This is a genomic window from Enterococcus sp. AZ101 (assembly GCF_050499005.1).
Taxonomy (GTDB): domain Bacteria; phylum Bacillota; class Bacilli; order Lactobacillales; family Enterococcaceae; genus Enterococcus_L; species Enterococcus_L ureilyticus.
The window spans coordinates 854,997-878,202 of sequence record NZ_JBMHEZ010000002.1 but is presented as its reverse complement, the minus strand read 5'-3'; the positions used below and the strand labels follow the sequence as shown (position 1 = coordinate 878,202).

26 protein-coding genes are annotated in these 23,206 nt (G+C 36.7%); 6 read left to right on the top strand and 20 right to left on the bottom strand.

Going from position 1 to position 23,206, the window contains the following annotated elements; genetic code table 11:
- Nucleotides 1–83 precede the first annotated feature (83 nt).
- Nucleotides 84–716 (top strand): class I SAM-dependent methyltransferase, encoded by a 633-nt coding sequence (locus tag IGJ50_RS13460; protein ID WP_429950868.1) that lies wholly within the window; start codon nucleotides 84–86, stop codon nucleotides 714–716.
- A gap of 28 nt (nucleotides 717–744) precedes the next feature.
- Here the strand turns inward: IGJ50_RS13460 and argF are convergent, their stop codons facing one another.
- The 6 genes from argF to IGJ50_RS13430 form a co-directional block, all read right to left on the bottom strand.
- Nucleotides 745–1,680, bottom strand: coding sequence for an ornithine carbamoyltransferase (gene argF / locus IGJ50_RS13455; RefSeq protein WP_429950866.1), 936 nt, complete (start codon nucleotides 1,678–1,680; stop codon nucleotides 745–747).
- A gap of 15 nt (nucleotides 1,681–1,695) precedes the next feature.
- Complete coding sequence (locus tag IGJ50_RS13450) at nucleotides 1,696–2,865, bottom strand: acetylornithine transaminase (protein WP_429950864.1); 1,170 nt, start codon at nucleotides 2,863–2,865, stop codon at nucleotides 1,696–1,698.
- Entirely contained in the window at nucleotides 2,862–3,614 is a 753-nt protein-coding gene (argB, locus tag IGJ50_RS13445; protein WP_069638584.1) for an acetylglutamate kinase, read from the bottom strand. Before argB ends, IGJ50_RS13450 begins: the two co-directional genes overlap by 4 nt.
- A gap of 52 nt (nucleotides 3,615–3,666) precedes the next feature.
- A complete protein-coding gene (gene argC / locus IGJ50_RS13440; protein WP_207121297.1) occupies nucleotides 3,667–4,698 on the bottom strand; it encodes an N-acetyl-gamma-glutamyl-phosphate reductase in 1,032 nt (343 codons plus the stop codon).
- Between the two features lie 292 nt (nucleotides 4,699–4,990).
- Nucleotides 4,991–5,380, bottom strand: a complete 390-nt coding sequence (locus tag IGJ50_RS13435) for a GyrI-like domain-containing protein (protein WP_429950863.1) — start codon at nucleotides 5,378–5,380, stop codon at nucleotides 4,991–4,993.
- Nucleotides 5,381–5,463: 83 nt separating this feature from the next.
- On the bottom strand, nucleotides 5,464–6,162 hold the full coding sequence (locus IGJ50_RS13430; RefSeq protein WP_207121299.1) for a DUF554 domain-containing protein: 699 nt from the start codon (nucleotides 6,160–6,162) through the stop codon (nucleotides 5,464–5,466).
- Nucleotides 6,163–6,413: 251 nt separating this feature from the next.
- On the opposite strand from IGJ50_RS13430, the gene IGJ50_RS13425 reads away from it, so the two are divergent.
- From IGJ50_RS13425 to IGJ50_RS13415, 3 genes are all read left to right on the top strand, one after another.
- Nucleotides 6,414–7,166 carry a threonine/serine exporter family protein gene (locus IGJ50_RS13425; RefSeq protein ID WP_069638588.1) on the top strand — a complete coding sequence of 251 codons (753 nt, stop codon included), beginning with the start codon at nucleotides 6,414–6,416 and terminating at the stop codon, nucleotides 7,164–7,166.
- A gap of 53 nt (nucleotides 7,167–7,219) precedes the next feature.
- Complete coding sequence (locus IGJ50_RS13420; RefSeq protein ID WP_069638589.1) at nucleotides 7,220–7,696, top strand: threonine/serine exporter family protein; 477 nt, start codon at nucleotides 7,220–7,222, stop codon at nucleotides 7,694–7,696.
- A 90-nt stretch (nucleotides 7,697–7,786) separates the two neighbouring features.
- Nucleotides 7,787–8,215, top strand: a complete 429-nt coding sequence (locus IGJ50_RS13415) for a GNAT family N-acetyltransferase (protein ID WP_429950859.1) — start codon at nucleotides 7,787–7,789, stop codon at nucleotides 8,213–8,215.
- 71 nt (nucleotides 8,216–8,286) lie between these two features.
- Here the strand turns inward: IGJ50_RS13415 and IGJ50_RS13410 are convergent, their stop codons facing one another.
- The 7 genes from IGJ50_RS13410 to yycF form a co-directional block, all read right to left on the bottom strand.
- Nucleotides 8,287–9,129: a TIGR03943 family putative permease subunit gene (locus IGJ50_RS13410; RefSeq protein ID WP_429950857.1), complete on the bottom strand. Its 843-nt coding sequence runs from the start codon at nucleotides 9,127–9,129 to the stop codon at nucleotides 8,287–8,289.
- A gap of 14 nt (nucleotides 9,130–9,143) precedes the next feature.
- The gene (locus IGJ50_RS13405) at nucleotides 9,144–10,049 is read right to left on the bottom strand and encodes a permease (protein WP_069638592.1); all 906 of its coding nucleotides are present in this window, start codon (nucleotides 10,047–10,049) and stop codon (nucleotides 9,144–9,146) included.
- Nucleotides 10,050–10,252: 203 nt separating this feature from the next.
- The gene (locus tag IGJ50_RS13400) at nucleotides 10,253–11,059 is read right to left on the bottom strand and encodes an MBL fold metallo-hydrolase (protein ID WP_069638594.1); all 807 of its coding nucleotides are present in this window, start codon (nucleotides 11,057–11,059) and stop codon (nucleotides 10,253–10,255) included.
- 55 nt (nucleotides 11,060–11,114) lie between these two features.
- Nucleotides 11,115–11,993 carry a two-component system regulatory protein YycI gene (locus IGJ50_RS13395; protein ID WP_069638595.1) on the bottom strand — a complete coding sequence of 293 codons (879 nt, stop codon included), beginning with the start codon at nucleotides 11,991–11,993 and terminating at the stop codon, nucleotides 11,115–11,117.
- The gene (locus IGJ50_RS13390) at nucleotides 11,993–13,300 is read right to left on the bottom strand and encodes a YycH family regulatory protein (RefSeq protein WP_429950854.1); all 1,308 of its coding nucleotides are present in this window, start codon (nucleotides 13,298–13,300) and stop codon (nucleotides 11,993–11,995) included. The genes IGJ50_RS13395 and IGJ50_RS13390 overlap by 1 nt, the downstream gene beginning before the upstream one ends.
- On the bottom strand, nucleotides 13,297–15,126 hold the full coding sequence (walK, locus tag IGJ50_RS13385) for a cell wall metabolism sensor histidine kinase WalK (RefSeq protein ID WP_069638597.1): 1,830 nt from the start codon (nucleotides 15,124–15,126) through the stop codon (nucleotides 13,297–13,299). Before walK ends, IGJ50_RS13390 begins: the two co-directional genes overlap by 4 nt.
- A 6-nt stretch (nucleotides 15,127–15,132) precedes the next feature.
- A complete protein-coding gene (gene yycF, locus IGJ50_RS13380) occupies nucleotides 15,133–15,837 on the bottom strand; it encodes a response regulator YycF (RefSeq protein WP_069638823.1) in 705 nt (234 codons plus the stop codon).
- Nucleotides 15,838–16,023: 186 nt separating this feature from the next.
- On the opposite strand from yycF, the gene IGJ50_RS13375 reads away from it, so the two are divergent.
- Complete coding sequence (locus IGJ50_RS13375; protein WP_429950852.1) at nucleotides 16,024–16,983, top strand: S66 family peptidase; 960 nt, start codon at nucleotides 16,024–16,026, stop codon at nucleotides 16,981–16,983.
- Between the two features lie 57 nt (nucleotides 16,984–17,040).
- On the opposite strand, the gene IGJ50_RS13370 is transcribed toward IGJ50_RS13375, so the two are convergent.
- Entirely contained in the window at nucleotides 17,041–17,406 is a 366-nt protein-coding gene (locus IGJ50_RS13370) for a MerR family transcriptional regulator (protein WP_429950851.1), read from the bottom strand.
- 94 nt (nucleotides 17,407–17,500) lie between these two features.
- Here IGJ50_RS13370 and IGJ50_RS13365 point away from each other — a divergent pair, with 94 nt between their 5' ends.
- Entirely contained in the window at nucleotides 17,501–18,268 is a 768-nt protein-coding gene (locus tag IGJ50_RS13365; RefSeq protein WP_429950850.1) for an SDR family NAD(P)-dependent oxidoreductase, read from the top strand.
- Between the two features lie 459 nt (nucleotides 18,269–18,727).
- Here the strand turns inward: IGJ50_RS13365 and IGJ50_RS13360 are convergent, their stop codons facing one another.
- The 6 genes from IGJ50_RS13360 to IGJ50_RS13335 form a co-directional block, all read right to left on the bottom strand.
- Complete coding sequence (locus IGJ50_RS13360; RefSeq protein WP_069638601.1) at nucleotides 18,728–19,585, bottom strand: DegV family protein; 858 nt, start codon at nucleotides 19,583–19,585, stop codon at nucleotides 18,728–18,730.
- Nucleotides 19,578–20,147: a DUF1836 domain-containing protein gene (locus IGJ50_RS13355; protein ID WP_069638602.1), complete on the bottom strand. Its 570-nt coding sequence runs from the start codon at nucleotides 20,145–20,147 to the stop codon at nucleotides 19,578–19,580. Before IGJ50_RS13355 ends, IGJ50_RS13360 begins: the two co-directional genes overlap by 8 nt.
- Before the next feature lie 141 nt (nucleotides 20,148–20,288).
- Entirely contained in the window at nucleotides 20,289–20,918 is a 630-nt protein-coding gene (locus tag IGJ50_RS13350; RefSeq protein ID WP_069638603.1) for a MarR family winged helix-turn-helix transcriptional regulator, read from the bottom strand.
- A gap of 188 nt (nucleotides 20,919–21,106) precedes the next feature.
- The gene (locus IGJ50_RS13345; protein WP_429950848.1) at nucleotides 21,107–21,754 is read right to left on the bottom strand and encodes a TIGR01906 family membrane protein; all 648 of its coding nucleotides are present in this window, start codon (nucleotides 21,752–21,754) and stop codon (nucleotides 21,107–21,109) included.
- A gap of 1 nt (nucleotide 21,755) precedes the next feature.
- The gene (locus IGJ50_RS13340) at nucleotides 21,756–22,526 is read right to left on the bottom strand and encodes a TIGR01457 family HAD-type hydrolase (RefSeq protein WP_429950846.1); all 771 of its coding nucleotides are present in this window, start codon (nucleotides 22,524–22,526) and stop codon (nucleotides 21,756–21,758) included.
- Nucleotides 22,527–22,532: 6 nt separating this feature from the next.
- Nucleotides 22,533–23,192: a YutD family protein gene (locus IGJ50_RS13335; RefSeq protein ID WP_069638606.1), complete on the bottom strand. Its 660-nt coding sequence runs from the start codon at nucleotides 23,190–23,192 to the stop codon at nucleotides 22,533–22,535.
- Between the last annotated feature and the right edge of the window lie 14 nt (nucleotides 23,193–23,206).

Genomic DNA, 23,206 nt, shown 5'->3' with positions numbered 1-23,206 from the left:
TATTGATCATTCTTTTTTCTGAAAGCTGTTTTTTTATTGTATACTATTTGAAAGAGTAAAAGATAAAACAAAGGAGTTTTTTGATGTTTATTTTGGGACTAGTCATCGTTATGTTAGTATTGATTTTTCTGTTTTGGTTTTTATTAAGTCAATCAAAAAAACCTACTGGTTTGATTGGAATTTTAATGATGCGTCTTTGGAATGGTGTTTATCTGCCTTTAGTTGAGTGGGCAATAAACAACGTTAATTTAAATGATTATTCCGCTATTTTGGATATAGGCGTCGGCAATGGGGCTTCAAGCGCCTATCTTTTACAACGAAAAAATTCCCTATCCATTACAGGCATTGATCTTTCTGAAGCTGCTATTTCGCAAGCTTACAAAAAATACCCAGACAATAAAATTAACTTTGAATCAATGGATGTTCATCATCTTACTTTTACCGCTGAAACTTTTGATTTAGTGACGGCTTTTCAAACGCATTTCCACTGGAGTGATTTAGACCAAGCTTTACGAGAAATTTATCGAGTACTTAAACCAAATGGTGTTGTCATCTTTGCCTGTGAGACTGCTAAAATCAATTACTTTTTACCTAAATTAAAAAACTCTGCAGATTTCCAAAGATATTTATCTACATTTGATTTTTCCTTGATCAATCAGCAGACCACAAGTCAATGGACTATGTATACCTGTAAAAAAAATAAAATGACACTTTAACGAAAATCGTTCAGTGTCATTTCAACTTCTATAGATTAGCCATCACTTTGACTAGTAAGGCTTTTTGTGCATGGAGACGATTAGCTGCTTCTTGATAAATTGCTGAATGGGTTCCATCGATAATATCTGCCGTTACCTCTTCCCCTCGGTGAGCTGGAAGGCAATGCAAGAATAGATAATCTTTCTTTGCTTGGACAGCCAATCGATTGTTGACTTGGAATGATTTAAAAATTTTTGCCCGTTCTTTCTGCTCGGCTTCATCTCCCATACTTGCCCAGACATCAGTCACTAGAACATCTGCATTCTTTACAGCTTGAGTCGGATCATTTAAAATTTCGATCTTACTGCCGCTTGTTTCTGCATTTTTTTGAGCCTGTTCAACGAATTCAGATCGGGGTTCATATCCTTTAGGTGTTGCAATACTTATGTCCATACCCACTAAACTTCCGCCTAGCAAAAAGGAATGAGCCATGTTATTGCCATCACCAATATAGGCTAATTTAAGGCCCTCAAGTTTCCCCTTTTGTTCATAAATGGTTTGAAAGTCCGCCAAAATTTGGCAGGGATGATGATCATCTGTCAAGCCATTGATAATTGGGATAGAGGCTTCTTTTGCTAATTCTTCGACCATCTGATCTGAATAGGTTCGGATCATGATTGCATCTACGTAACTAGACAGCACGTTTGCTGTATCTTTGATTGGTTCCCCGCGCCCCATTTGTGTGCTTTTAGAGTCTAAAACAATCGCCTGTCCACCTAATTGAATAATTCCTGCTTCAAAAGAGACCCGTGTACGTGTACTATTTTTTTCAAAAATCATCGCTAAAATCTTTCCAGCTAAAACACCACGATAAGCCTCTGGATTCGTTTTTATCGCTACAGCTAATTCAATGATTGCTAGAAATTCTTCTTTTGTTAACTCTGTCAGATTTAAAATGCTTTTACCATACAAGGAATTAATCATCTACTTTTCTCACTTTCAATTTTTATCTTTTTTCTGTGCTGTTAGGTTGTCTATTACTTTTTCTACTATCAGCAATGCTTGATTGATCTCCTCATAGGTGATTGTTAATGGGGGTAAGAGACGTAAAACGGTTTGACCTGCTTTCAAGGTGAGTAGGCCTTCTGCTTCTAATTGTTCCATAGCTTGTTTCAATACTTCTTGATCTGAAAACACTAGCCCCAACATCAATCCTTTACCGCGGACAGCTTCAATCAGCAGATTATTTTTTGCGATTTCATTTAAACCAATCAGTAACGCTTCTCCCTTTGCTTGAACCTCTTCTAAAAAATCAGGCTGGTTGATTCGATCGATTACTTTGCTCGCCACACTCATTGCTAACTTATTCCCGCCGAAAGTCGACCCATGACTACCTGGTCCAAAAAAACTAGCTAATTCAGTCTTACCAACCATCGCTCCAACTGGTATCCCATTCCCTAACCCTTTTGCTAATGTGAAAATATCCGGTTCGATTTGATACTGTTCATATGCATAAAAAGTACCAGTACGTCCGATTCCTGTTTGAATTTCATCAATGATCAGTAAAGCGCCATATTCCTGGCAAAGAGCCTGAACAGATTGAATCCATATTAAATCTGCTGGCAACACGCCTCCTTCTCCTTGAATCAGCTCTAGCATGACTGCAGCTGTTTGATGATCTATTGCACTTTCTAAAGGAGTTAATTGATTAAAAGGGACATAAATAAAATCCGGAACTAAAGGCGTAAAGCCTGTATGAATACTTGCTTGGCCAGTTGCACTCATTGCTCCATAGGTTCGACCATGAAAAGAATTAGTGAACGTTATGATTTTACTTTTACCTGTAGCTTTACGAGCTAATTTTATTGCCGCTTCATTGGCTTCAGCTCCACTGTTACAAAAATAGCTGATATACTCTTTTCCATTCGCCAATTTCTTCGCCGTGATTTCTTGTAAATGATTTTCATATAGATTTGGCGTGTGCCATATAAGATTCGCTTGATCAGATAACGCTTGATTCAATTCAGGATCATTGTAACCTAAATTCATCACCCCGATCCCACTCGTGAAATCAAGATAATTTTTCCCCTCCTTATCAGTCAGTGTATTACCTGCTCCTTTGAGCAATTCTATGGCTTTTCTTTGGTAGTTAGGAAATAAGTAGCTCATGCATAAACCCCCTTTGATTTGATGATCGTTCCTGCATATTGAAGTCGGTTTGTGATATGAACTTCTTTTACCCCACCTTTGATTGCGGAAACGGCACTTTCTAATTTTGGCAACATCCCACCTTTGATGATGTTTGCCATTTTTAGTTTTGAGACTTCACTGGTATAAATTTCTTTTAACCACTGATCTTCCTTCTTTACTCCTGGAACATCTGTCAATAGGTATAGTTTTTCAGCTTTTAATTCCTCCGCTACTTTACAAGCGACATGATCCGCATTAATATTCAACCACTCACCTGTTTTAGTTAAACCTAGAGGCGCAATGATCGGAATGTGTTTGGTTTCAAGTAAATGCTCCAGTAATTCAGTATCCACTTGCTGAACTTCACCAACAGCACCTAGAGTATTTTTATCTAGAAAAGTTCCCGTGATGATTTGGCCACATGATGCATTTAGTCCAACGACCGAAAAACCTTCTTGCTGAAAATGAGTTGTGATCATTGGTTGAACTTGACCAATCAAAACCATTTGCGTGATCTTTAACGTTTCTTCTGTTGTTACCCGCAAACCATCTTGAATCATTACCGGCACATCTAAACGCTGCATCATCTCGGAAATATAGTGTCCACCGCCATGAATAATCACAACTTTTTTGCCTTCTTTTTGCCACTGATCAATTTGATCAAAAAATGATTTTGTTAGGTTGTCACTGGCTACTCCGCCCATTTTTATAACAATAACCTTCTTCATGTTTGCCGCTCCCTTTGTATTTAAAACTTTCTATTTGTTATTTCGTCATTATTTATGGATAAATCGGTAATTGATCCAATCCGCATCGCTCATCGTAGCCTGCAAAAATATTCAAATTCTGAACAGCTTGTCCAGCTGCCCCTTTCCCTAAATTATCAATCACACATACAATCGTGATGCAATTCGTTTTGGGATTGTAAGCAAGCCCCATATCACAATAATTAGAGCCTATTACTTGCTTGAGTGCAGGGTAATGTCCAGCCTCTTGAATGCGAATAAATGAATTTTTTTCAAAATGATTTTGATAAAGTTGGACTAATTTCTCGTCAGAAATCGGTTCCGTCGATTTTGCATAAGCGGTTAAAAAAATACCTCTAGTGACTGGGATCAATGATGTTGAAAACTGAATCGCTGAAAGATTAGGCTGCCATTTGTTCAACTGCTCCATGATTTCTGGAATGTGTTGATGACTATTCATTTTATAAAGTGTCATATTATCATGTGCCTCTGAAAAATGGGTTGTTTGCGAGAGGCTTTTACCAGCGCCAGAAATTCCCGATTTAGCATCGATAATAATTGAATCTAATTCAATTTTTCCATCTTTCAATAATGGTGCTAATGACAACTCTGCTGCTGTTGCATAACAACCTGGATTTGCGATCCATTTTGACTTAGGATTTTCTCTATATTCTGCTAATCCATAATCAAATTTTTTGACACTTTCCATTGGTGGAGCTGTCGATCCATACCATTTTTCATAGCTACCTGGATTCTTTAAACGAAAGTCACCTGATAAATCGATCACCGGAAAATCTGCTTCAATGAAAGGTAAGGCTAACTCTTTGGCTACTCCAGATGGTGTTGCTAATAAAACTAGCTCACTTTTTTGCATGATTTTTTTAGGATCAATCACTTCTAGAGGTAAAGAAATCAGCTGCTTCAAATGCGGATTGATTACCTCTAATGATTTTTTATTCATTGAATGACTATGAATCGATACAATCTCAACGAATGGATGTTGCCGGAGATATCTTAAAAGTTCTAACCCACTATATCCAGTCACACCAATAATCGAAACCTTCATCCACTTCACTTCTTTTCTGCTTATTTTTTATTAAACACTTGTTATTGATCCTAGTATAAGTTTTTTCTTTTTACAAGTCAACGGTTTTTTATTAATTTATTCAACAAAAATAAATATTTATACATAATATACATAAAAAAAGAGTCTGGGACATAACTCTACGAGTTATCTCTCAGACTCAAGGAATCCGTATAAACGGTGGGAGCAGAAGCAATCCCTTCGGGTTTAAACACTCCTGTCCCAACCTCATTTTCTAAATCGGTTAAATTTTTTATCTACAGTATAGCTGATTTCAAACAGAAAGATAAATCATAATTGAACCATCTTCTTGGTAATGTTCTATGTCTGACAAATAAGTACGTCTTTTTTCTAAAGCTTCATCTTTCCAAATTTTCTGCCAAGCGGCTCCCACACCTTCGGGACTAGCAACTTCAACTTTAATTGCGACATACTCTCCGCCTTTGATTTGTGACTGGTCAGGATAATCCGCCTGTTCATTACCAATCAACAAATCATATTCTCCTTTAAAATTACTTTTATAGTTTGAATACACAGCAAAAAACTCTCCTTTAAGTTGCATTGTTGGCACTTGATTCCATAAAGCGATAATCTCATCTATACGATTATTATTCGTACGGATTTTCTTTCCTCTGATATTTTTTTCGATTAATTGAATCGTCATTTAGACCACTCCTTTGATTTGTTAAATTGACTTTATCATATTAATAATGACAACAGTGTGTCACAATTTATCCTCATTTTTACTTAAAAGTAAAATAATACTGTTACGATGAGGATCAAAATAGGAATGCCTGGCAGATAGTTAGACACTCTGATTTTGGTGATTCCCATAATATTCAGCCCAATCCCTAATATCATCAACCCACCGATTGCACTTAATTCCTCCATTAACACGTCCAAGAGTTCTTTAGGAATATAACGCATCAAAATACTAGCAGCTACGGCGATGATTCCTTGATACAGAAAAACAGGCACCGCTGAAAACAGGACACCGACGCCTAAAGTTGCGGTTAACATGATCGACATAAACCCATCCATGACGGCTTTTGTAAATAGCGTTTGATGATTATTCGCCACACCGCTTTCGATTGCGCCAATGATCCCCATTGAGCCAATCAGAAAGATCAAGGCGGCAGTTATAAACCCCTCAGCAAAATTACTACCTGGTTTAGCATATCGCTTTTCTAATTCCAAGCCAAAAACGTTCATTTTATCTTCAATTCCCACCCCTTCGCCGACCATTGCCCCAACACATAAACTAATCAAGATCACAATAAAAGAGGAAGTTTTAAATGCCATTTGAACCCCTAAGACCAAGACACCTAAGCCAATTCCCTTCGTGACTGTTTCTTTCATTTGTTCTGAAATATTTCGCAAAACTGCTCCTAGTAAACTTCCTAATACAATGGCTAACCCGTTGATCAAAGACCCCAGTAAGATCATTTTTTATCATCCCAATCCTCTTATAGTTTCATACTTTTTTATTATTATACGCTAAGAAGTTCTAAAGCGATATCAAATTATCGAAACATTCTTACAATTGAGAATATATCATAGAACACCAATCGTTTTGATCTTTGTGCATAATGTTGAGGGATATTTATATTTTTACTGTTCCGTGCTATTTTTTCAGGCTATAATCAACTATACTAATCTTAGATAAGTAGGATAGAACGGTAAAGTGAGGAAAATAAATGGCAACGTTAGATATAGAAAAAGTCTTAGAAACATGTTTATTAGCAGGCAAGCTCATGCTAGAAAGTGATGCCGAAATGTATCGTGTGGAAGATACAATGAGCCGTATTGCTTTGGCGTCCGGCGATTATCGCTTAGTCAGTTACGTCACCCAGACAGGGCTTTTTGTAGGGCTTGACGGGACTTCCACAATTCGCATGGTGCAAATTTTGAATCGTTCGATCAACTTAGAAAAAGTCTCTAGGATCAACCAGCTTTCTAGAGAATATGTAACTGGTATTTTTACCCTTGATGAATTATTAGAGCAATTAAAAATAGTAGAACAAGAACGAAAATTCTTTCCTTTATGGTTGAGATTTGTCAGTGCGGCGGTCGTCAGTGGTACGATCATGATTTTATTCGGCGGTGTTTGGGCAGATTTATTTTTGACCTGTTTGATTGGAGGCGTGGGCTATATGCTTTATTATTCCAGTTTAAAAATCTTGCGTATTAAATTTCTCTCTGAGTTTTTAGCAGCCCTTTTTATTGGCTGTGCAGCGCTTTTAAGTAGTCAAAGCGGATTAGGTATCAATCAAGATATGATCATTATTGGTTGTGTGATGCCCCTTGTTCCCGGTGTTCAGATGACTAATGCCCTGAGAGATTTGCTTGCAGGTCATTATCTTTCAGGTGTTTCAAGAGGAACAGAAGCGATGATGACCGCTTCTATGATTGGTTTTGCAATTGCTTTTGTTTTTCAATTATTTTATTAAACTGTCGCTGTAGCGTTTGTTCCATATAGTAAGAAGAATTTGGAGGGTTTAAAATGTTTGATCTATTCGTTCAATTTATCTTTAGTTTCCTAGCCTCTGCTGCATATGCGATCATCACCAATGTTCCTAGACGCTCTCTTATCGCTTGCGGCTTATCGGGTGCATCAGGTTGGATGATTTATTGGTTTGCCGTTCAATTTGGTGCTAATGCAGCTTTAGGCTCCTTATTGGGTGCTTTGAGTGTAGCGGCAGTAAGTTTTATCTGTTCAAGAGCGCTCAAATTACCTGTTACGATTTTTAATATTCCTGGGATGGTTCCTTTAGTCCCTGGAGGGCTTGCTTATCAAGCTGTCAGAAACTTGGTCATCGGCAATTATGAAACGGCGATCAATTCTGCTGTTCAAGCGATCATGATCGCAGGTGCGATTGCTTTAGGTTTGGTTTTATCTGAGGTGTTAAATCACAATATACGTAACTTTAGAGAAAAACGAGAGATTTTGAGTTTAATCAGAAAAAATGAAGAGAAATAACAAGGCTTTTTTATACTATCAATGTAAGGGGTGAATAAATGAGTGCACTAGCGATTCTTTCATACGTTCAAAAAGAAAGGATAAACAATCATGATCAAAAAAATCGATCATCTAACGGTCTCAGAGTTAGAGACTATTTTAGGCATTTGGCTGACAGCCAACTGTGAAGCCCATCCCTTTATTCCAAAGTCTTATTGGCAAAAGAATCTTAGTTCTGTAAAAGAACAACTACCTCAAGCTGATCTTTATACTTATAGTGAGAGCGATCAAATTAGTGCATTTTTAGGGATGACTGGCACATATATTGCTGGAATTTTTGTAAAAAATGACTACCGCGGTCAAGGAATCGGTTCAAAACTTTTAACTGAAGCAAAATGTTCGACTACTTCATTAAGTCTTTGCGTTTATGCAAAAAACAAGCAAGCCCTTCATTTCTATCAAAGGCAAGGCTTCCAAAAGGTGCATGAACAATTTGACAGCACTGGTGAGCTAGAATATCAGTTGGTCTGGGAAAAATAAGAAAGGTGGGAGAGAGAAAACGATGCATTCGTTTTCTCTCTCCCACTAAAATTAATTGATTACTTCGTTTTTTAAAACGAACGATAAACATATTGATTTTTGGGTTCTTCTATTGATGTCACCTTTGTCACATCCACCATTGGGATTTCTCGCTTAAACGGTGCATAATAGCCAGAATGAATGGTTCCTGTTAGCTCCAACCACTCGTTATTTTCGAAAGTCTGACCATCGGGCATTTTTGTTAATAATCCAAATACACCGGAATCCGCCACACAATGAATGATCCCAAAACGAAAAACAAATAAATCAGACTGCTCTTTTTGTGCTGCATTAAAAGCAAAGCCTTTGTAAGTAATTGTTTTTCCAATAAATTCACTCGGATAATTATAAATCAGCTCCATCACTTCTAAATAATTTTCCTCCGTTACTTTCACATGATCGTCTTTGATATAATGAGATAATGCTTGTTTCATCTGTTTATCATAATCTGTTTTATCAAAATAAATGCTCGTATCTGGCTTTAAATACTGCGTTTCTACATCTGGGTCCCCTACTGATTCTTTACTTAATGGAAAATTAAAACCCTTTGCTTCCACGATAGACGTATCCAGGCTAACTGTCGGAAACAAAAAACCAACCATTAACGGCAAAGCTAACAAAAGATAAGCTATTCCTCTTTGATACGGTTTATCCAACCCGTGATCATGCTCATCATGGTGATGGTGCTCTGTGGATTCTTTATCTTCCTCCTTATTCCAAAGGATCAACTGAACGATTGCTAAGATAAAAGAAAGAGCCATCGAAATAATCGCCAAGTAACGATAATGAACATTTATATATTGATTCAACCTACCCGATACTTGCAAAAACATCATCAATGTCGTGTAGCCAATCAAGATTAAAAATCGAATCATCTACTCTTTCCTCCTTAAATCGCTAATGCATAGAGACTGACGACAACCGTGACAATTCCTACAAATTTCAACATAAATGACGTTTTAAAATAACGCTTCATCATCAAAAGATTCTTGATATCTACCATCGGCCCAAAAACAAGAAAACCAACAACTGGTCCATTGCCAAACAAGCTCAATAACGAGGACCCAATAAATGCATCTGCCTCAGAACATAACGACAACGTCGCAGCTAAAACCAACATAACTAAAATTGCTAAAATTTTGGTATGACCTAATTGCAACATTGCACCAGTTGGTAAATAGGTTTGCATTGCAGCAGCCATCAAAGAACCGAAAATCAAGTAACGACCCGTATCGAAAAACTCATCAATTCCATGAGTTAAAACAGACCAGCACTTATGCCAAAAGGTTTCTTTTTCATGTGTATGCTCAGTTTCTTCAAGAGTGCAATCCGCCTCAAAAGTTGTTTGTTGTAAAATGTTTTCCTTATTGATATACGCTAACCAAACACCAACAACTAGCGCTACCAACATACTGCCGACAACACGCCAAACAACAAATTTTATCGAATTTCCAAATGCAATATAGGTTGAGAAAAGAACGATCGGGTTAATGATCGGTGCTGTTATCATAAAAGCGAATGCTGTATAGGTCGGAACATCTTTTTTGACAAACTGATGAACGATTGGAACAATCCCACACTCACAAGAAGGGAAAAAGAACCCTAAAAGACTCCCAACAATAATCGATAACACTTTATTTTTCGGTAATAATTTTTTGACCCGCTCAGGTGTTAGAAAAACGTGTAACGCACCCGATATCACACAACCAAGCATAACAAACGGTAATGCTTCAATCACGATCGATAAAAAAATAGTGCCCATTTGCAATACTGAATGAGGTAAAAATTGAAACATCAAATTCCTCCCACTGCTAAAAATAACACCAGCAATTCTATACCAGTATCTGTTTTTTTAACATTCAAAAATATAGTTAACTATACTGCACCCCTTGCAAAAATTCAAGAGCTGCCAAAATTTATTAAAACAACTATAAGATATTCATCGAATCCTAAAAAAAATGAGACAAAAACTGAGCAACAGTTCTGCCTCACTCTTATTTAAATTGAAAATAATTCTGATGCTGATTCTGGATCTGTATCATAGACATTAAAATCAAAATTGACACCTAAGCCTTTTTCAGCCAAAATCGATTCCATAGCCATCCTAGCATGTTCTTTGGTATTATTTTCCTTACTTAAATGTCCTAAATAGATACGTTTAGTATGGTCACCAATTACATCCACCATTGTTAGAGCACCATCATCATTCGACAAATGACCTTTATCCCCTAAAATGCGTTGTTTCAAACTCCATGGATAAGGGCCCATGCGTAAAATCTCTAATTCATGATTGCTCTCAATTAAATATGCATCCGCATCCTTGATTGTACCACGAACATGATCACTACAATAGCCTGTATCTGTCAACATAACAAACGAACGGTTATCTTTGAAGAAACGATAAAACTGAGGAGCTGCTGCATCATGAGAGACACCGAAACTCTCAATATCCATATCACCAAACGTTAAAACCTTTCCCATATCAAAAATATGCTTTTGCTCAACAGCAACATTTCCGATCAAAGGATCCATCGCGGCCCAAGTTTTTTCATTTGCATAAACATCTAATTTATATTTTCTAGCTAAGACCCCCACACCATGAATATGATCCCGATGCTCATGTGTTACTAAGATAGCATCTAAATCTTCTGGTTTTCGATCGACCTCTGCCAGCAATGAAGTGATTTTTTTCCCACTTAATCCTGCATCAATAAGCAACTTTTTGTTCTCAGTTTCAATAAAAAGGGAATTGCCTGTGCTGCCGCTGGCAAGAATGCTAATGTTAAATGCCTTATCTTGACTCATTTTTTCTATCCGCTTCCCTTCTAGTCTACAGCTCCTTATTATACAACCATCCCTGCTAATTTTCTACCTTTGGCACAATATTATTTGTAATGATTGTATTGCTCATCGCATTAACTTGTTCAATCTGCAGATTACTGCCGCTAGATTTGATTCCCACAAACCAGACTGGTACATAAACATTCTTCTCACGAATTTTGTAAATTCTAGTATATGCTAATTCTATAAAAGTAATTTTCGCATTACTAGGAATCTTGTTATTGATATATAAGGTTTCGACTGCATCACGTTCAGAAAATAGATCACTCTTATCCCGCAACTCTTCAATTCCTTGAATATGAGTTTGAGTATACTTGTAAATCTTGTGTATACTAGCAGATTCATCTGATTTTTCTAGCTTTAATGAAATTTGCGCTGTATCATCTTTAAAAGGAATATTCTTATAATTTTGAGACACAACGACTTCCGGAAATTCACCATCTAATGAAGAAAAATCAGGTAAATATTGATATTGACTACCAAATAATACACTATCTTTATCCTTTAAGAATGCTTCTAAAGATTTTTCAACGTTTTTCTCATCGATAAAGTAGCTAGTTTGAGCATAATTCATCTGCGGATATACCGTTAATGAATAATCCACTAACTCAGTGCCATTCTTAAAAAAATTACGATCTCTTGTTTCACGTTCAGTTTGGATGGCATCATAAAAATTCGTTTGTTCTCCACTTAAATAATAACCCTCTCTTTTCTCATTAGAAAGCGTTCCTTTATATGTGATTCCATCTTTGTCGAGTCTTTTTTCGATACTATCCGTTTGATCAGAAAAGGAGACATTATTTTCTTCTTTAAGTCCTTCTTGATAGATTCCAAACAAAAACATGTTCAAGCCTAAAAAAACCAAAAAGAAAATCCACTCGATTCGTTTGAAGTCCATTATTCCACCTCCAAATTCGCTAATTTTTCCAGTAATTCACGTTCTGGATACCATTTACTATCATAGCGAATATACCACTCTGGAGTGAGATCGACCACTTGTGTCACTTCTTCAATTTTGTGCCAAGTATACCCAATAACCATTGAATTGATTTTCGACAAATCAGCACCATTGAGTGTTAGTTGCTCTAACAAACTTTCAGTACTTTTCAAAACAATTTCTTCTTCTGATGGAATAGGAACTTGAATTGTATCTACACTGGTTTGGATCGCTACACTTGATTGTTCAACTTGATCATTACCGATCGTGATCCGAACCTGACCTTTATCATTTTCACTAAAAACAGGAAATCCTTCTACAAAGGTCCGATAATTCATCTCAGCATTTGTCCGATCAAAATAACGGATATTCCCCATACTAGTGCCTAATTTTTTTATATAACTAAAACTGTCCGAATAAATATTGTCTTTAGCACCTCTAGCACTTAATTCTCCAGTAAAGTGGATCGTGCCTAGTTTTTCATCCGCTGTCAATCGTTCACTACCGCTAGTATAAGACAAATCTTGACTATCTTCATTGGTTTGAACATTCTCAACATTGGAGAAAAAAGCGTTTCGAAACTTAGTCACAGGCTGAGACGCTAAAATGTAACTGTACTTTTTCATTTTTAAATCTTCTGATAGATAATAATGCTTGCCCGCAACAACTTGTTGTTCTGAGATTGGGTTGTATTGCACACCAACCTTATTCATTAAGCTCAAGACTTTTTCACGATCGATCGTGATCTGAGCTTCATAAACATCTTTGCGACTAAAATCCAAGAAACGAATCTTACTTTGATCTAAATCAACTTGGATACAGGTAAAGAAAATTTCATCTGCATTGAGTTCTGTCGTTTTAAGATCTAAATCATAAACAGAGAGATATTCACTCAGTAAAAATGGACCTTCATACAGCAATTCAAATCCTTGATTGATTAATAGATGTTTGTCAAACTGCTCGCCGTCTCCTTGCACAGTCTGGGTCAAGAGACCAAATGTACTATGTTTAATTTCATTTTGAACATTAGTAATCAAATTTTCACTATTATTCATTTCTGATGTTCCATTCTGCATACGCACTAAACGTAACGGTAAAAATACATCTGTATCCATTCGTTCATTCACAACAGCTGTTGTCGTTTGTGCATCCGTTTTAACCGACTGATCTTTTTTGGAAGAGCTGGTCCAAATGCTGACTGAAAAGTACATGCTAAGCAATACTAAAAAAATCAAGCCGATCCGTACAATTCTTTCTGCTATTTTCATTCCCACCAATCCTCCTCATATGGCTCATAAGGTAAGGATATATAAAACGTTGACCCTTGACCTTCCTGACTTTCCACCCAAATCGCGCCATTATGTGCTTTGACAACTTCTCTTGAAATTGCAAGCCCAAGTCCGGTGCCACCTTGTTCTCTAGCACGCGCTTTATCCACACGATAAAAACGTTCAAAGACTTTATTGATATCCTTTTTAGGAATTCCTAAGCCTTGATCCGTTACACTAAAGACCACATTGTTATGAGTTTCAAGTAAACGGCAAGTAATTTTCCCACCGTCAGGAGAGTATTTGATTGCATTGTTTAAAATATTATCTAAGACTTGGATTACTTTGTCGGTGTCTAACTCTACCCACAAATCACGTTTCGTAAATTCACGGTGAATCGTATAATTTTTGTCATTTGCTTCAACCATCATATCAAATCGATCTAAAACAAAATTGATCAATTCATTGAAATTAACGTATTCTAACTGCAACTGTCCATTACCAGAATCCATTCTTGAAAGATTCAGCAAATCATTGATCATACGAATCATGCGATCGGTCTCTTCTAAAGTCACTTTTAAAAAGTTAGGAGCAATTTCAGGGTTTTCCCACGCACCTTCACTCAACGCCTCTATATAGCTTCGCATACTCGTTAAGGGTGTCCGCAATTCATGAGAAACGTTCGAAACAAATTCTCGGCGTTCACGTTCATTTTTCTCTTGTTCTGTTACGTCATGAAGTACGCAAACAAGACCTGTAATAAAACCAGATTCTCGACGAATCATTGCAAAATCAACACGAATGATCATTTGGTCTTCTTCCATTGAAGATAAAGAACGGTCGATCAATATTTCTTCAGGTTCTTCTAATAGCTTACGTAGCGTATAGTCTGTCTCAATATCTAGTAGTTCCAATAAAGAAATCCCAATCACATCTTCATCTTTGACATTTAACAAGGACAAAGCCATTTCATTGATTGTAATTACTTTTCCTCGCCTATCGGTCGCAATCACACCATCAGTCATATGAGCAAGGACACTGTCTAACCGATTTCGTTCGGCCTCCATAGTTTCCTGCGCTTCTTCAATTCGTTCTGATAGTTGATTAAAGGTTTCAGCCAGTTGTCCTAATTCATCTTTACCATAGACTTTGACCTTTCCACTATAATCTCCTTTAGCAATCCGTAACGCTTGTTCACGCATCTCACCAATCGGCTGTGTGATTGATCTAGCAATCAAGAGCGTGACAATGATCGAGATTGCACCAGCGATGATCGATGCTGTAAAAAATATTCGTGCAGTATCGGTAATTTCTTTGTATTTGCCTTCGATATTACTCTTAACATAAAGAACCCCGATGACTGTATCGCCAGTCGGGGATTGGATAGGCTGAACATTAATATATACGCGCTTATCTTTATCCATCGCTGAATATTTTTTCGCACTAAAATCATTCAAATCACGATAATCATTTTTCTTCCCAACGATTCCCTGCTGATTCAAATCACTTGTCGCTCTTACGATTCCTTTATCATCAACTATACGGGCCTCTATCGTTTCAGACGCTGAGAAGTCACTTAAAGTTTTCTTGAGATCCGCATCGATTTCGGTACGATCTCGGTCTTTTTCGCCTAGTTTAGGACTTAACGTACTTGCTAGTTGGAGGACTTGGGAATCAACATTTTTTTTATAGTCTTTGATTGTGGTCGACTCTAGTTCTCGAATAAAGTAGCCACCAATGATTTGAATCGCAATCAATAATAACAAAATAAATGACAAGGCGATCTTAAAGTTTACTGATTGAAAAAAGTGAACCTTTTTTTTCATAAAGTACTACTCCTGTTCAGGATTTCGAAGATAATACCCAACACCGCGACGAGTCACTAAGTACGTCGGATGGCTTGGACTATCTTCGATTTTCTCTCTTAAACGACGGACAGTCACATCTACCGTACGAACGTCTCCAAAATAATCATAGCCCCAAACAGTCTGTAATAGATGTTCACGCGTCATCACTTGTCCAATATGTTTTGCTAAATAAAATAGCAATTCAAATTCACGATGAGTCAATTCGATCTTACCGCCACGTTTTGATACCATATAAGCATCTGGGTGAATGGTTAAGTCTCCAATTGTCAATTCTGATTGAGTGGTTGATTCTGCTTCTTTCGCACTTGATGCACCACGGCGTAGATTTGCTTTAACGCGTGCTACAAGTTCACGATTTGAAAATGGTTTTGTTACATAGTCATCGGCACCCAGCTCTAATCCTAAAACTTTATCGATTTCAGAATCTTTAGCTGTCACCATAATGATCGGCATATCGTAAGTTTTGCGAACTTCTCTAGCAACTTCTAGTCCGTCCATTTTCGGTAGCATCAGATCAAGGATAATTAAATCTGGTTCAACCTCCTTGACCTTCTCAACCGCTTCTTCCCCATCATACGCTGTAAAAACTTCATATCCTTCTTTAGTAAGATTGTATTTCACAATTTCTGAAATCGGCTTTTCATCATCCACAACTAATATTTTTTTCATATAAGAGGCACCTCTTTTTTCTTTCATCTTTAGATTATTTAATCTTATTCTCTCCCATTATACCTTATTTTGTCCACCGTTTCACCTTTGACATTAAGAGGGCTTACTCTTTCTCATCTATACCTTGCAAAAATCAAGGTTTTCTGACTATAATTAGAAATAAGTTTTTTAAAGGAAGCGATAAAAATGAAAGCACCTCGATTACAAGTAGGTGATGAAATCCGAGTCATTGCGCCATCTAGCAGTTTCTTGCGCTTAACAGATTTAGGCGTTCAGGTAGCTGTTCAAAAATTAACTGATTTAGGATTCAACATCACTTTTTCTAAACATACGGATGAGCAAGATATCTTGGGTTCTTCTTCGATTATGAGTCGGGTAAAAGATTTACACGAAGCCTTTTCAGATGAAAATGTCAAAGGAATCTTAACGGCCATTGGCGGATTTAATAGTAATGAATTATTGCCCTATCTTGACTTTGAATTAATTAAAAGACATCCTAAAATTTTTTGCGGTTACAGTGATATCACTGCTTTATGCAATGCTATTACCACTAAAACAAAACTACTTACTTATGTTGGCCCACACTTCTCTAGTTTTCAAATGGATGAACTGCAACCCTATCAAACAGAAGCTTTTTTACAAGCTACGGCAACCCATGCCGCTTTTGACGTTTCAGCCTCCAAGTCGTGGAGCCAAGATGAATGGTACTTACCTGAACCAACTCGTCATTTATTTGCGAATGAATGGAAAATCTATAGTCACGCAAAACCTGTCACAGGTACTTGTTATGGGGGAAATTTAGGAACTTTCCAACTACTTTTCGGGACTCGTTTTTTACCTGATCTTGAACAAGCTATTCTATTTGTGGAAAATGCCGAAGAAGATGACTACCACGATTTTGCCCGAGGCTTAGCCGCGTTATTGCAAGTAGTGCATCATCCAAAAGCGTTATTGATCGGCCGTTTCCCTAAAGAAACTGAAATGACCGAGGAACGCCTTTTGGCTATTTTGTCGAAGTATCCTCTGTTACGGGAAATCCCTGTTATTTATGATATGAATTTTGGGCATACACAGCCGATTTTTACAATTCCCATTGGGGATAAAGCAACCGTTGATACCGCACAAAAGAAAATCACCTTTTTCTAAGTAAACAATCCCTAGTCGAGGTTTTGCTGACACATAGCGCCTCTCCTTAAGGGATTTTTATTTTTTAAGTGCTGCTTCCATTTGCTCATACAAACTAATTTTATTATCTAACAATTCAAGATGACTTTTGACTTTTTCATATTCAGCCATGATCTGTATGCGATGGTTCAGCAATAACTGTTTGCGCTCGGGAATCGTGGTATCACCAATTTTTCTTAACTGAGTATACTTTTTGATCTCTTTCAAAGAAATGCCCGTATTTTTTAGTTTAATCACAAAATTAGCCCAATCCAGATCCTCTTCTCCATAAACACGATAATTATATTCATTTCTGACAGGTTCAATCAACCTTTCTTTTTCATAATATCTTAATGTATAAACACTAATCCCAATCTTCTCAGCAAATTCACTAATCGTATACATTGTTTTCACATCCTTTTTTTGCTTGCTTTAGAGATGGCTCGAACCCCTATACTATGAGTGTAACATCAATTTTACTTTTCAGGAGGAAGAAATCATGAAGTATACAGTTATCACAGGTGCTAGTTCAGGTATTGGCTGGGAAACAGCAAAAGCATTTAGTAAGCAGGGAAAAAATTTAATTTTGATTGCACGAAGAACAGAGCTACTTAAGCATTTAAAAGAAGAAATACTTGTCGACTTCCCTACACTTGACATCGTTCTTCAAACAGTTGACTTATCTCAAGAAAAAAATATTTTTACTTTGTACAATGACTTGAAATCATATGATATTGAAACTTGGATCAATAATGCTGGATTTGGTTATTATCATGGTGTATCAGATCAAAGTTTAAATACGGTTAGTCAAATGCTACGTTTAAATATTGAAGCTGTGACTTTATTATCCACGCTTTATGTCACCGATTATGAAAATGTAGCTGGTGCTCAATTAATCAATATTTCTTCGGCAGGTGGTTATAAAAATGTCCCTAACGCTGTCACTTATTGCGCAACAAAGTTTTATGTCAGTGCTTTTACAGAAGGAATCGCGTTAGAACTACAAGCTAAAGGCGCACCTCTCAAAGCAAAAGTTTTAGCTCCTGCAGCAACAGAAACAGAATTTGCACAAATAGCGAATGGCTCAAAATCTTATGATTATACTAAAGGCTTCACAACCTTTCATACAGCGAGAGAAATAGCAGAATTTCTTATCAAGCTGTACCAAAGCCAAGAAGTCGTAGGTCTCGTTGATCGAAACACATTTAACTTTCACTTATCCGGACCGCTCTTTGATCATTATCAAACAGGAATAAAAAATATATAAAAAGAAGGAGTCTGTATAAACGGTGGAGCAGAAGCAATCACTACGCTTCGCTTCGATCATATCAAATTCTAAGTGCTAAAGCACTAACATTTGAAGGCTTCAGAAATAAGCTGAAATTGTTGTAAAACACCGTGAACGTTATGAACTGATGTTACACAATACCTACTTGGTCACAAAAATTTGAAGAGTACCAATTAGGAAGCATTCAACATCTTAATTAAACATTCCGTGTTTCTTGTCATTTTCGTGAATTTCTTCTTATTGCTGTAAAACACAACGAAGTATGAGTTTATGTTGCTCAGTACCTACGTGGTTCTCGGGATTAAACACTCCTGTCCAAACCACCTTCTATATAATAGCGTAAATCCAGTGAGTAATCTCTCAATTTTTTGATAAAAAGCAAATGAAAAAATTACCAGCAAAGTCATTTGATTAAATGCCTTTTGCTGGTAGTTAACTTTAATCTAAAAGTTGAATGCCGATCCCTAATAGTCCCGGTCCTGTATGAACAACTAAAGCTGGACTGATCGTTCCAAAATAAATTTTTTCTGCTTGAGGAAATTGTTCTTTTAATTTAGCATAGAATGCTTCGGCCTCTTCAACCGCTTGTCCTTGGGCAACTGCTAAAACAAATTTTTTATGATCGCCAATAAAAGCCTTCACTAAATCAAACGTCTTTTCTAAGCTTTTCTTCCTACCGCGAGCTTTGGCGACCGTATGATAAACTCCCTCTCCGTTACAAGAAATGATCGGGTTCAATTTTAACGCATTTCCTAAGATGGAAGCAACCAACCCAATGCGTCCGCCTTTTTGAAGATATTCAAGAGTAGCAACGTTAAAATAAACTTTTGCTTTTCCTACATTAGCAGTCAACGTTGTTTTGATTTCGTTCCACGAATGACCTGCCTCTATTAACTTTGCGGCTTCAATTGCTTGGAGACCACTGCCGATCCCAATGTTTTTTGTGTCTAAAACGTATGTTTCTAATCCTTCAAATTCTTCTGCAATTAAGCGAACAACATTATATGTCCCACTCAATCCACTAGAAATCGTAACAGCCAATACTTTTTCATAACCATCTGTTTTGATTTTTTCAAAAATATTGGTAATGGTTTCGCCATCAGGTAACGAGGTACTAGGAATTTCAACAGCTAAACCCTCGTATACTTCTTCAGGTGTAATGTCTACTTTATCTGTATAAATACGATCTTTATAAATAATTTGTAAAGGGATCATATACATTCCATATTGTTCCACTAATTCTTGCGGAACATCTGTCCCTGAATCCACTAATAGAGCAATCTTTTCTTTATTCATTCTCATATTCTCCATTTTCTTCTATGTTTTTTTGTGCTAACTCAATAACTTTTTCAGTGAACAACTTTGTTGCAAATGACAAGGTAGCCCCTTTGACGATCATAAATTCTACTGGAATCGATTGATCGAAAGCTGCGACGGGTTCATTCCCCAAAGCTTGGGCAACAACTACTGCTATAGCTGCTTCTTGCTCATCGCAAAATAGATCATATGCTTCACGAATACCAACCGCTGCTCCTTGATATAAAATACCTTGTTTGATTTCTGGTATTGTTAGTACTTGTTTTAATAAAGTAATCGCAATCAAAAAAGCTAAGTGCTTTTGATTATAGCGTTTTTTATTAGGTGGTGGAATCAGCCCTAATTTCACATAATTATTGACCATCGAAGAGGTCAATAATGTGTGTTTTTCTTTTAATATAACTGGCGATAGGTAACGCTCAACCAATGTGATCACTTGATCCATATACAATTCCAGCTCGGGTAATTCATGCCATCTTGGCAAATGAACATCTACCAACGCTTTGCCCCATACTTGTAAAGAGGATTTTATTTCATTCATAAGATCCCTCCTTCTATTTACTAAAACAGTTTAACATTATTTCGAAAAACATTCAATCTAGTTTTAAAAACTAGATTGAATTTAATAAAAAACAAGCTTTCTTTAAAAGAAAACTTGTTTAACGTCAAATATTGTAATTTCTTAAAAATCATCAAAGCCCTCTTCTTCATCCGTTTGTTTGAACGGGTCAAAAGCAAATTTTCTGCTTTTTTGAAAACCTACTGCACCAAAAAGGTTGCGCGGATCAAAATCTGGGGCCATTTTTCCATGTGCATCACTAAATCCTCTTGCGCGCCCTCCATGTCTACCACTCATATGCGGTCCTCTAAAATCACGCTCTGCTTCAGGAATTTCAGCTTCTAAAGCTTCAAGTAATTTGCTCATGATGCTTTTAAATTCTTCTTGTTCTGATTCAGATAACACATCAAAGATCGTTTCTTCATCTTGTTTGCTATTTTCAGCAGCCGCTCTCCCAGCTTCAGTTAATCGGATCACCATCACACGGCGATCACTTTCGAGCGGCTCTCGGCTGATATAACCATTCTTTTCTAACTTGACTAATAACTCACCTAAAGATTGAGGGCGCATATCTAAAAGATAAGACAATTCTTTTTGAGTCGTTTCAGGTTTAAGTTTCAACAAATTCAATACTCTGCCTTGTCCCCTATGTGGATTACCAAAAGGTCCATGTTCTCTACGACGTTTCATAAAATAGCGTTGCATCATTGCTTGTAAGCTTAGAAACTGTTCCATTAATGTTTGTTCTTCCATCGGTGATTCCTCCATTAAACAGAATATAAATCAGGTACCTGTCTTATATTGTAAAGGTACCTACATTAAATGTCAACAATTAAATATAAACGTTACTATTTCATTTCATTTTTTTTAAGAAGCTACCTGATCAAAAAAAGGTTACGAGAAATATACTCTATGAGTTATTTCTCGTAACCTAACCTTCTTTATAACATTTTTAGTTCTCGTTTTCCAAAAATAATACCGATCAAGAAAAACAATTCCAACAAAATAAAAAATAAAATAAAGCTATGCATAAAAAATACTTCCGGTAAAGCATTGATAATTGGATCTGTAGCCGGATCAAATAACCAATCATCATTATTAAAAAATACACCATGAAACGCCACAAAAAACTGATCAAAGCCAATCGCCATCAACACTGCAAAAAATACTGGTATGATCATTCCCCATTGAAATGGACGAATCAAGCGCCACACTCTTTTTTCCTTAATCAAGCGGAAAACAAAAAGACCACTTGGAATCACCGTAATGACCAACACTGCATAACAAAGTAAAAACAGACGCTTTACTTCATAAAAATGAAAGGCTCCACTTTTTGAAACAGGGAAATCTGATAGTTGTAATATATGATTAAAAGGATTATTCAAATATCCCATCAATTGTCCATAGTTTTTTAGTAATGTTGGTTTATCAATTGAAACATAGTCTAAAATAGCCAAAGAATCAATATCGCTACTATACAATGGTCGAAAATTGATTGTTATGGTAATACTCAACGCAATAATCGTTAGAATCAAACACGCGATCCCTAAACGTTCAACCCAGATCCAGTTGCTCTTTGCCCTTTTCATCTCAAAAAACCCATTCGTCTAAAGAATCAACAACATATGTTGGCTGTTCAGCTAAATGTGGAACTGCAGATTTTGCTGTAAATCCAGATAGGACTAGTAAACTATCGATATTATTTTGAAGTCCCGATTGAATGTCCGTTTCATAATTATCACCGACCATGATTACATCATCTTTGTTTAAGCCCATCACTTTTAAAGCTTCATCCATAATGATTGCATTTGGTTTTCCAATCATGACAGGATCTGTTTGCGAAGAGGTTTGAATCAACGAAATAAATGAACCTGCACCTGGTAACAATCCACGTTCAGTTGGAATACTTTTGTCAGGATTCGTTCCGATGAACAGAGCGCCATTTCTGATACAAAGAGAAGCAACGGCAAGCTTTTCATAATTGATCTCAGTATCCAAGCCAACGACAACATAGTCTGGTGACTCTTCATCCCAGACAAATCCAGCAGACAAAATCAAATCCACTAGCCCTGATTCTCCAATCACATAAACGCGCTTCCCTTTGCCTTGTTCTTTCATATAGTCAATAGTTGCCAAGCTCGCTGTATAAATCGTCTTAGCGGGAACCTGAATATCAAACTCTTCACTAAGTCGTTTAGCAACCGCTATTGGAGTCTTTGTCGTATTATTCGTCACAAAAAGGAAAGGGATGTTCAATTCTTGCAATTGTTCAACAAATCTTTTTCCTGCTGGAATCACTTCTTTGCCTAAATAAATTGTACCGTCTAGATCGATCAAATATCCTTGATAATGTTTTTTCACAGATGATTACTCCTCACGTTGACGAATTGTAAATGAACGTCCTTTACCGACGCTTTTCTCTTGATTGCCAATGATTGCTTTTTTAGGTTGGTTTTCTTTGCGATTTTTAATTACTGGTTTTGTTTTATTTGATACAGGTATACGTTTTTCCTCTGTATGTGCTTGGTTTTGATAAGCTGGTTTTTTAGTTGTTTTTTTACGTCGTGTTTGTTGCTTTTCTCTTTTGCCGCCAACGCGCTCAATGACAAAATAGGCACAACCAAAATTACAATATTCATATAAATAGTCTTCCAACGTATCAATTCTCTGCTCAGGTGCCGCTTTACGATTCGTCTCATTGAAAAACCCTTTTAAACGAAGTTGATCATATCCCCAATCACCAACGATATAATCATATCTTGAAAGAACATCACTAAAACGTTCGCCCAATCTTTCAGCATCAAATGCTTCTCGATGATTTTTTACTAAAAGGTACTGACGTTCGCCGATCGTTACATGTTTCTCATCAATAAGCGAAACGATCTCACCTTTTTTCTTTTCTTTGACAGGTTCTTCTTTGATTTCTTCAAGAACAGCTGTGATTTCTTCCGTTAAGGTTGCTGCTGGTTCTTCTTTATGTTTAACTGGTTTGGTTGATTTATATGTTTTTTTTACTTTATCTGTCATTTTTTCACCGCCTA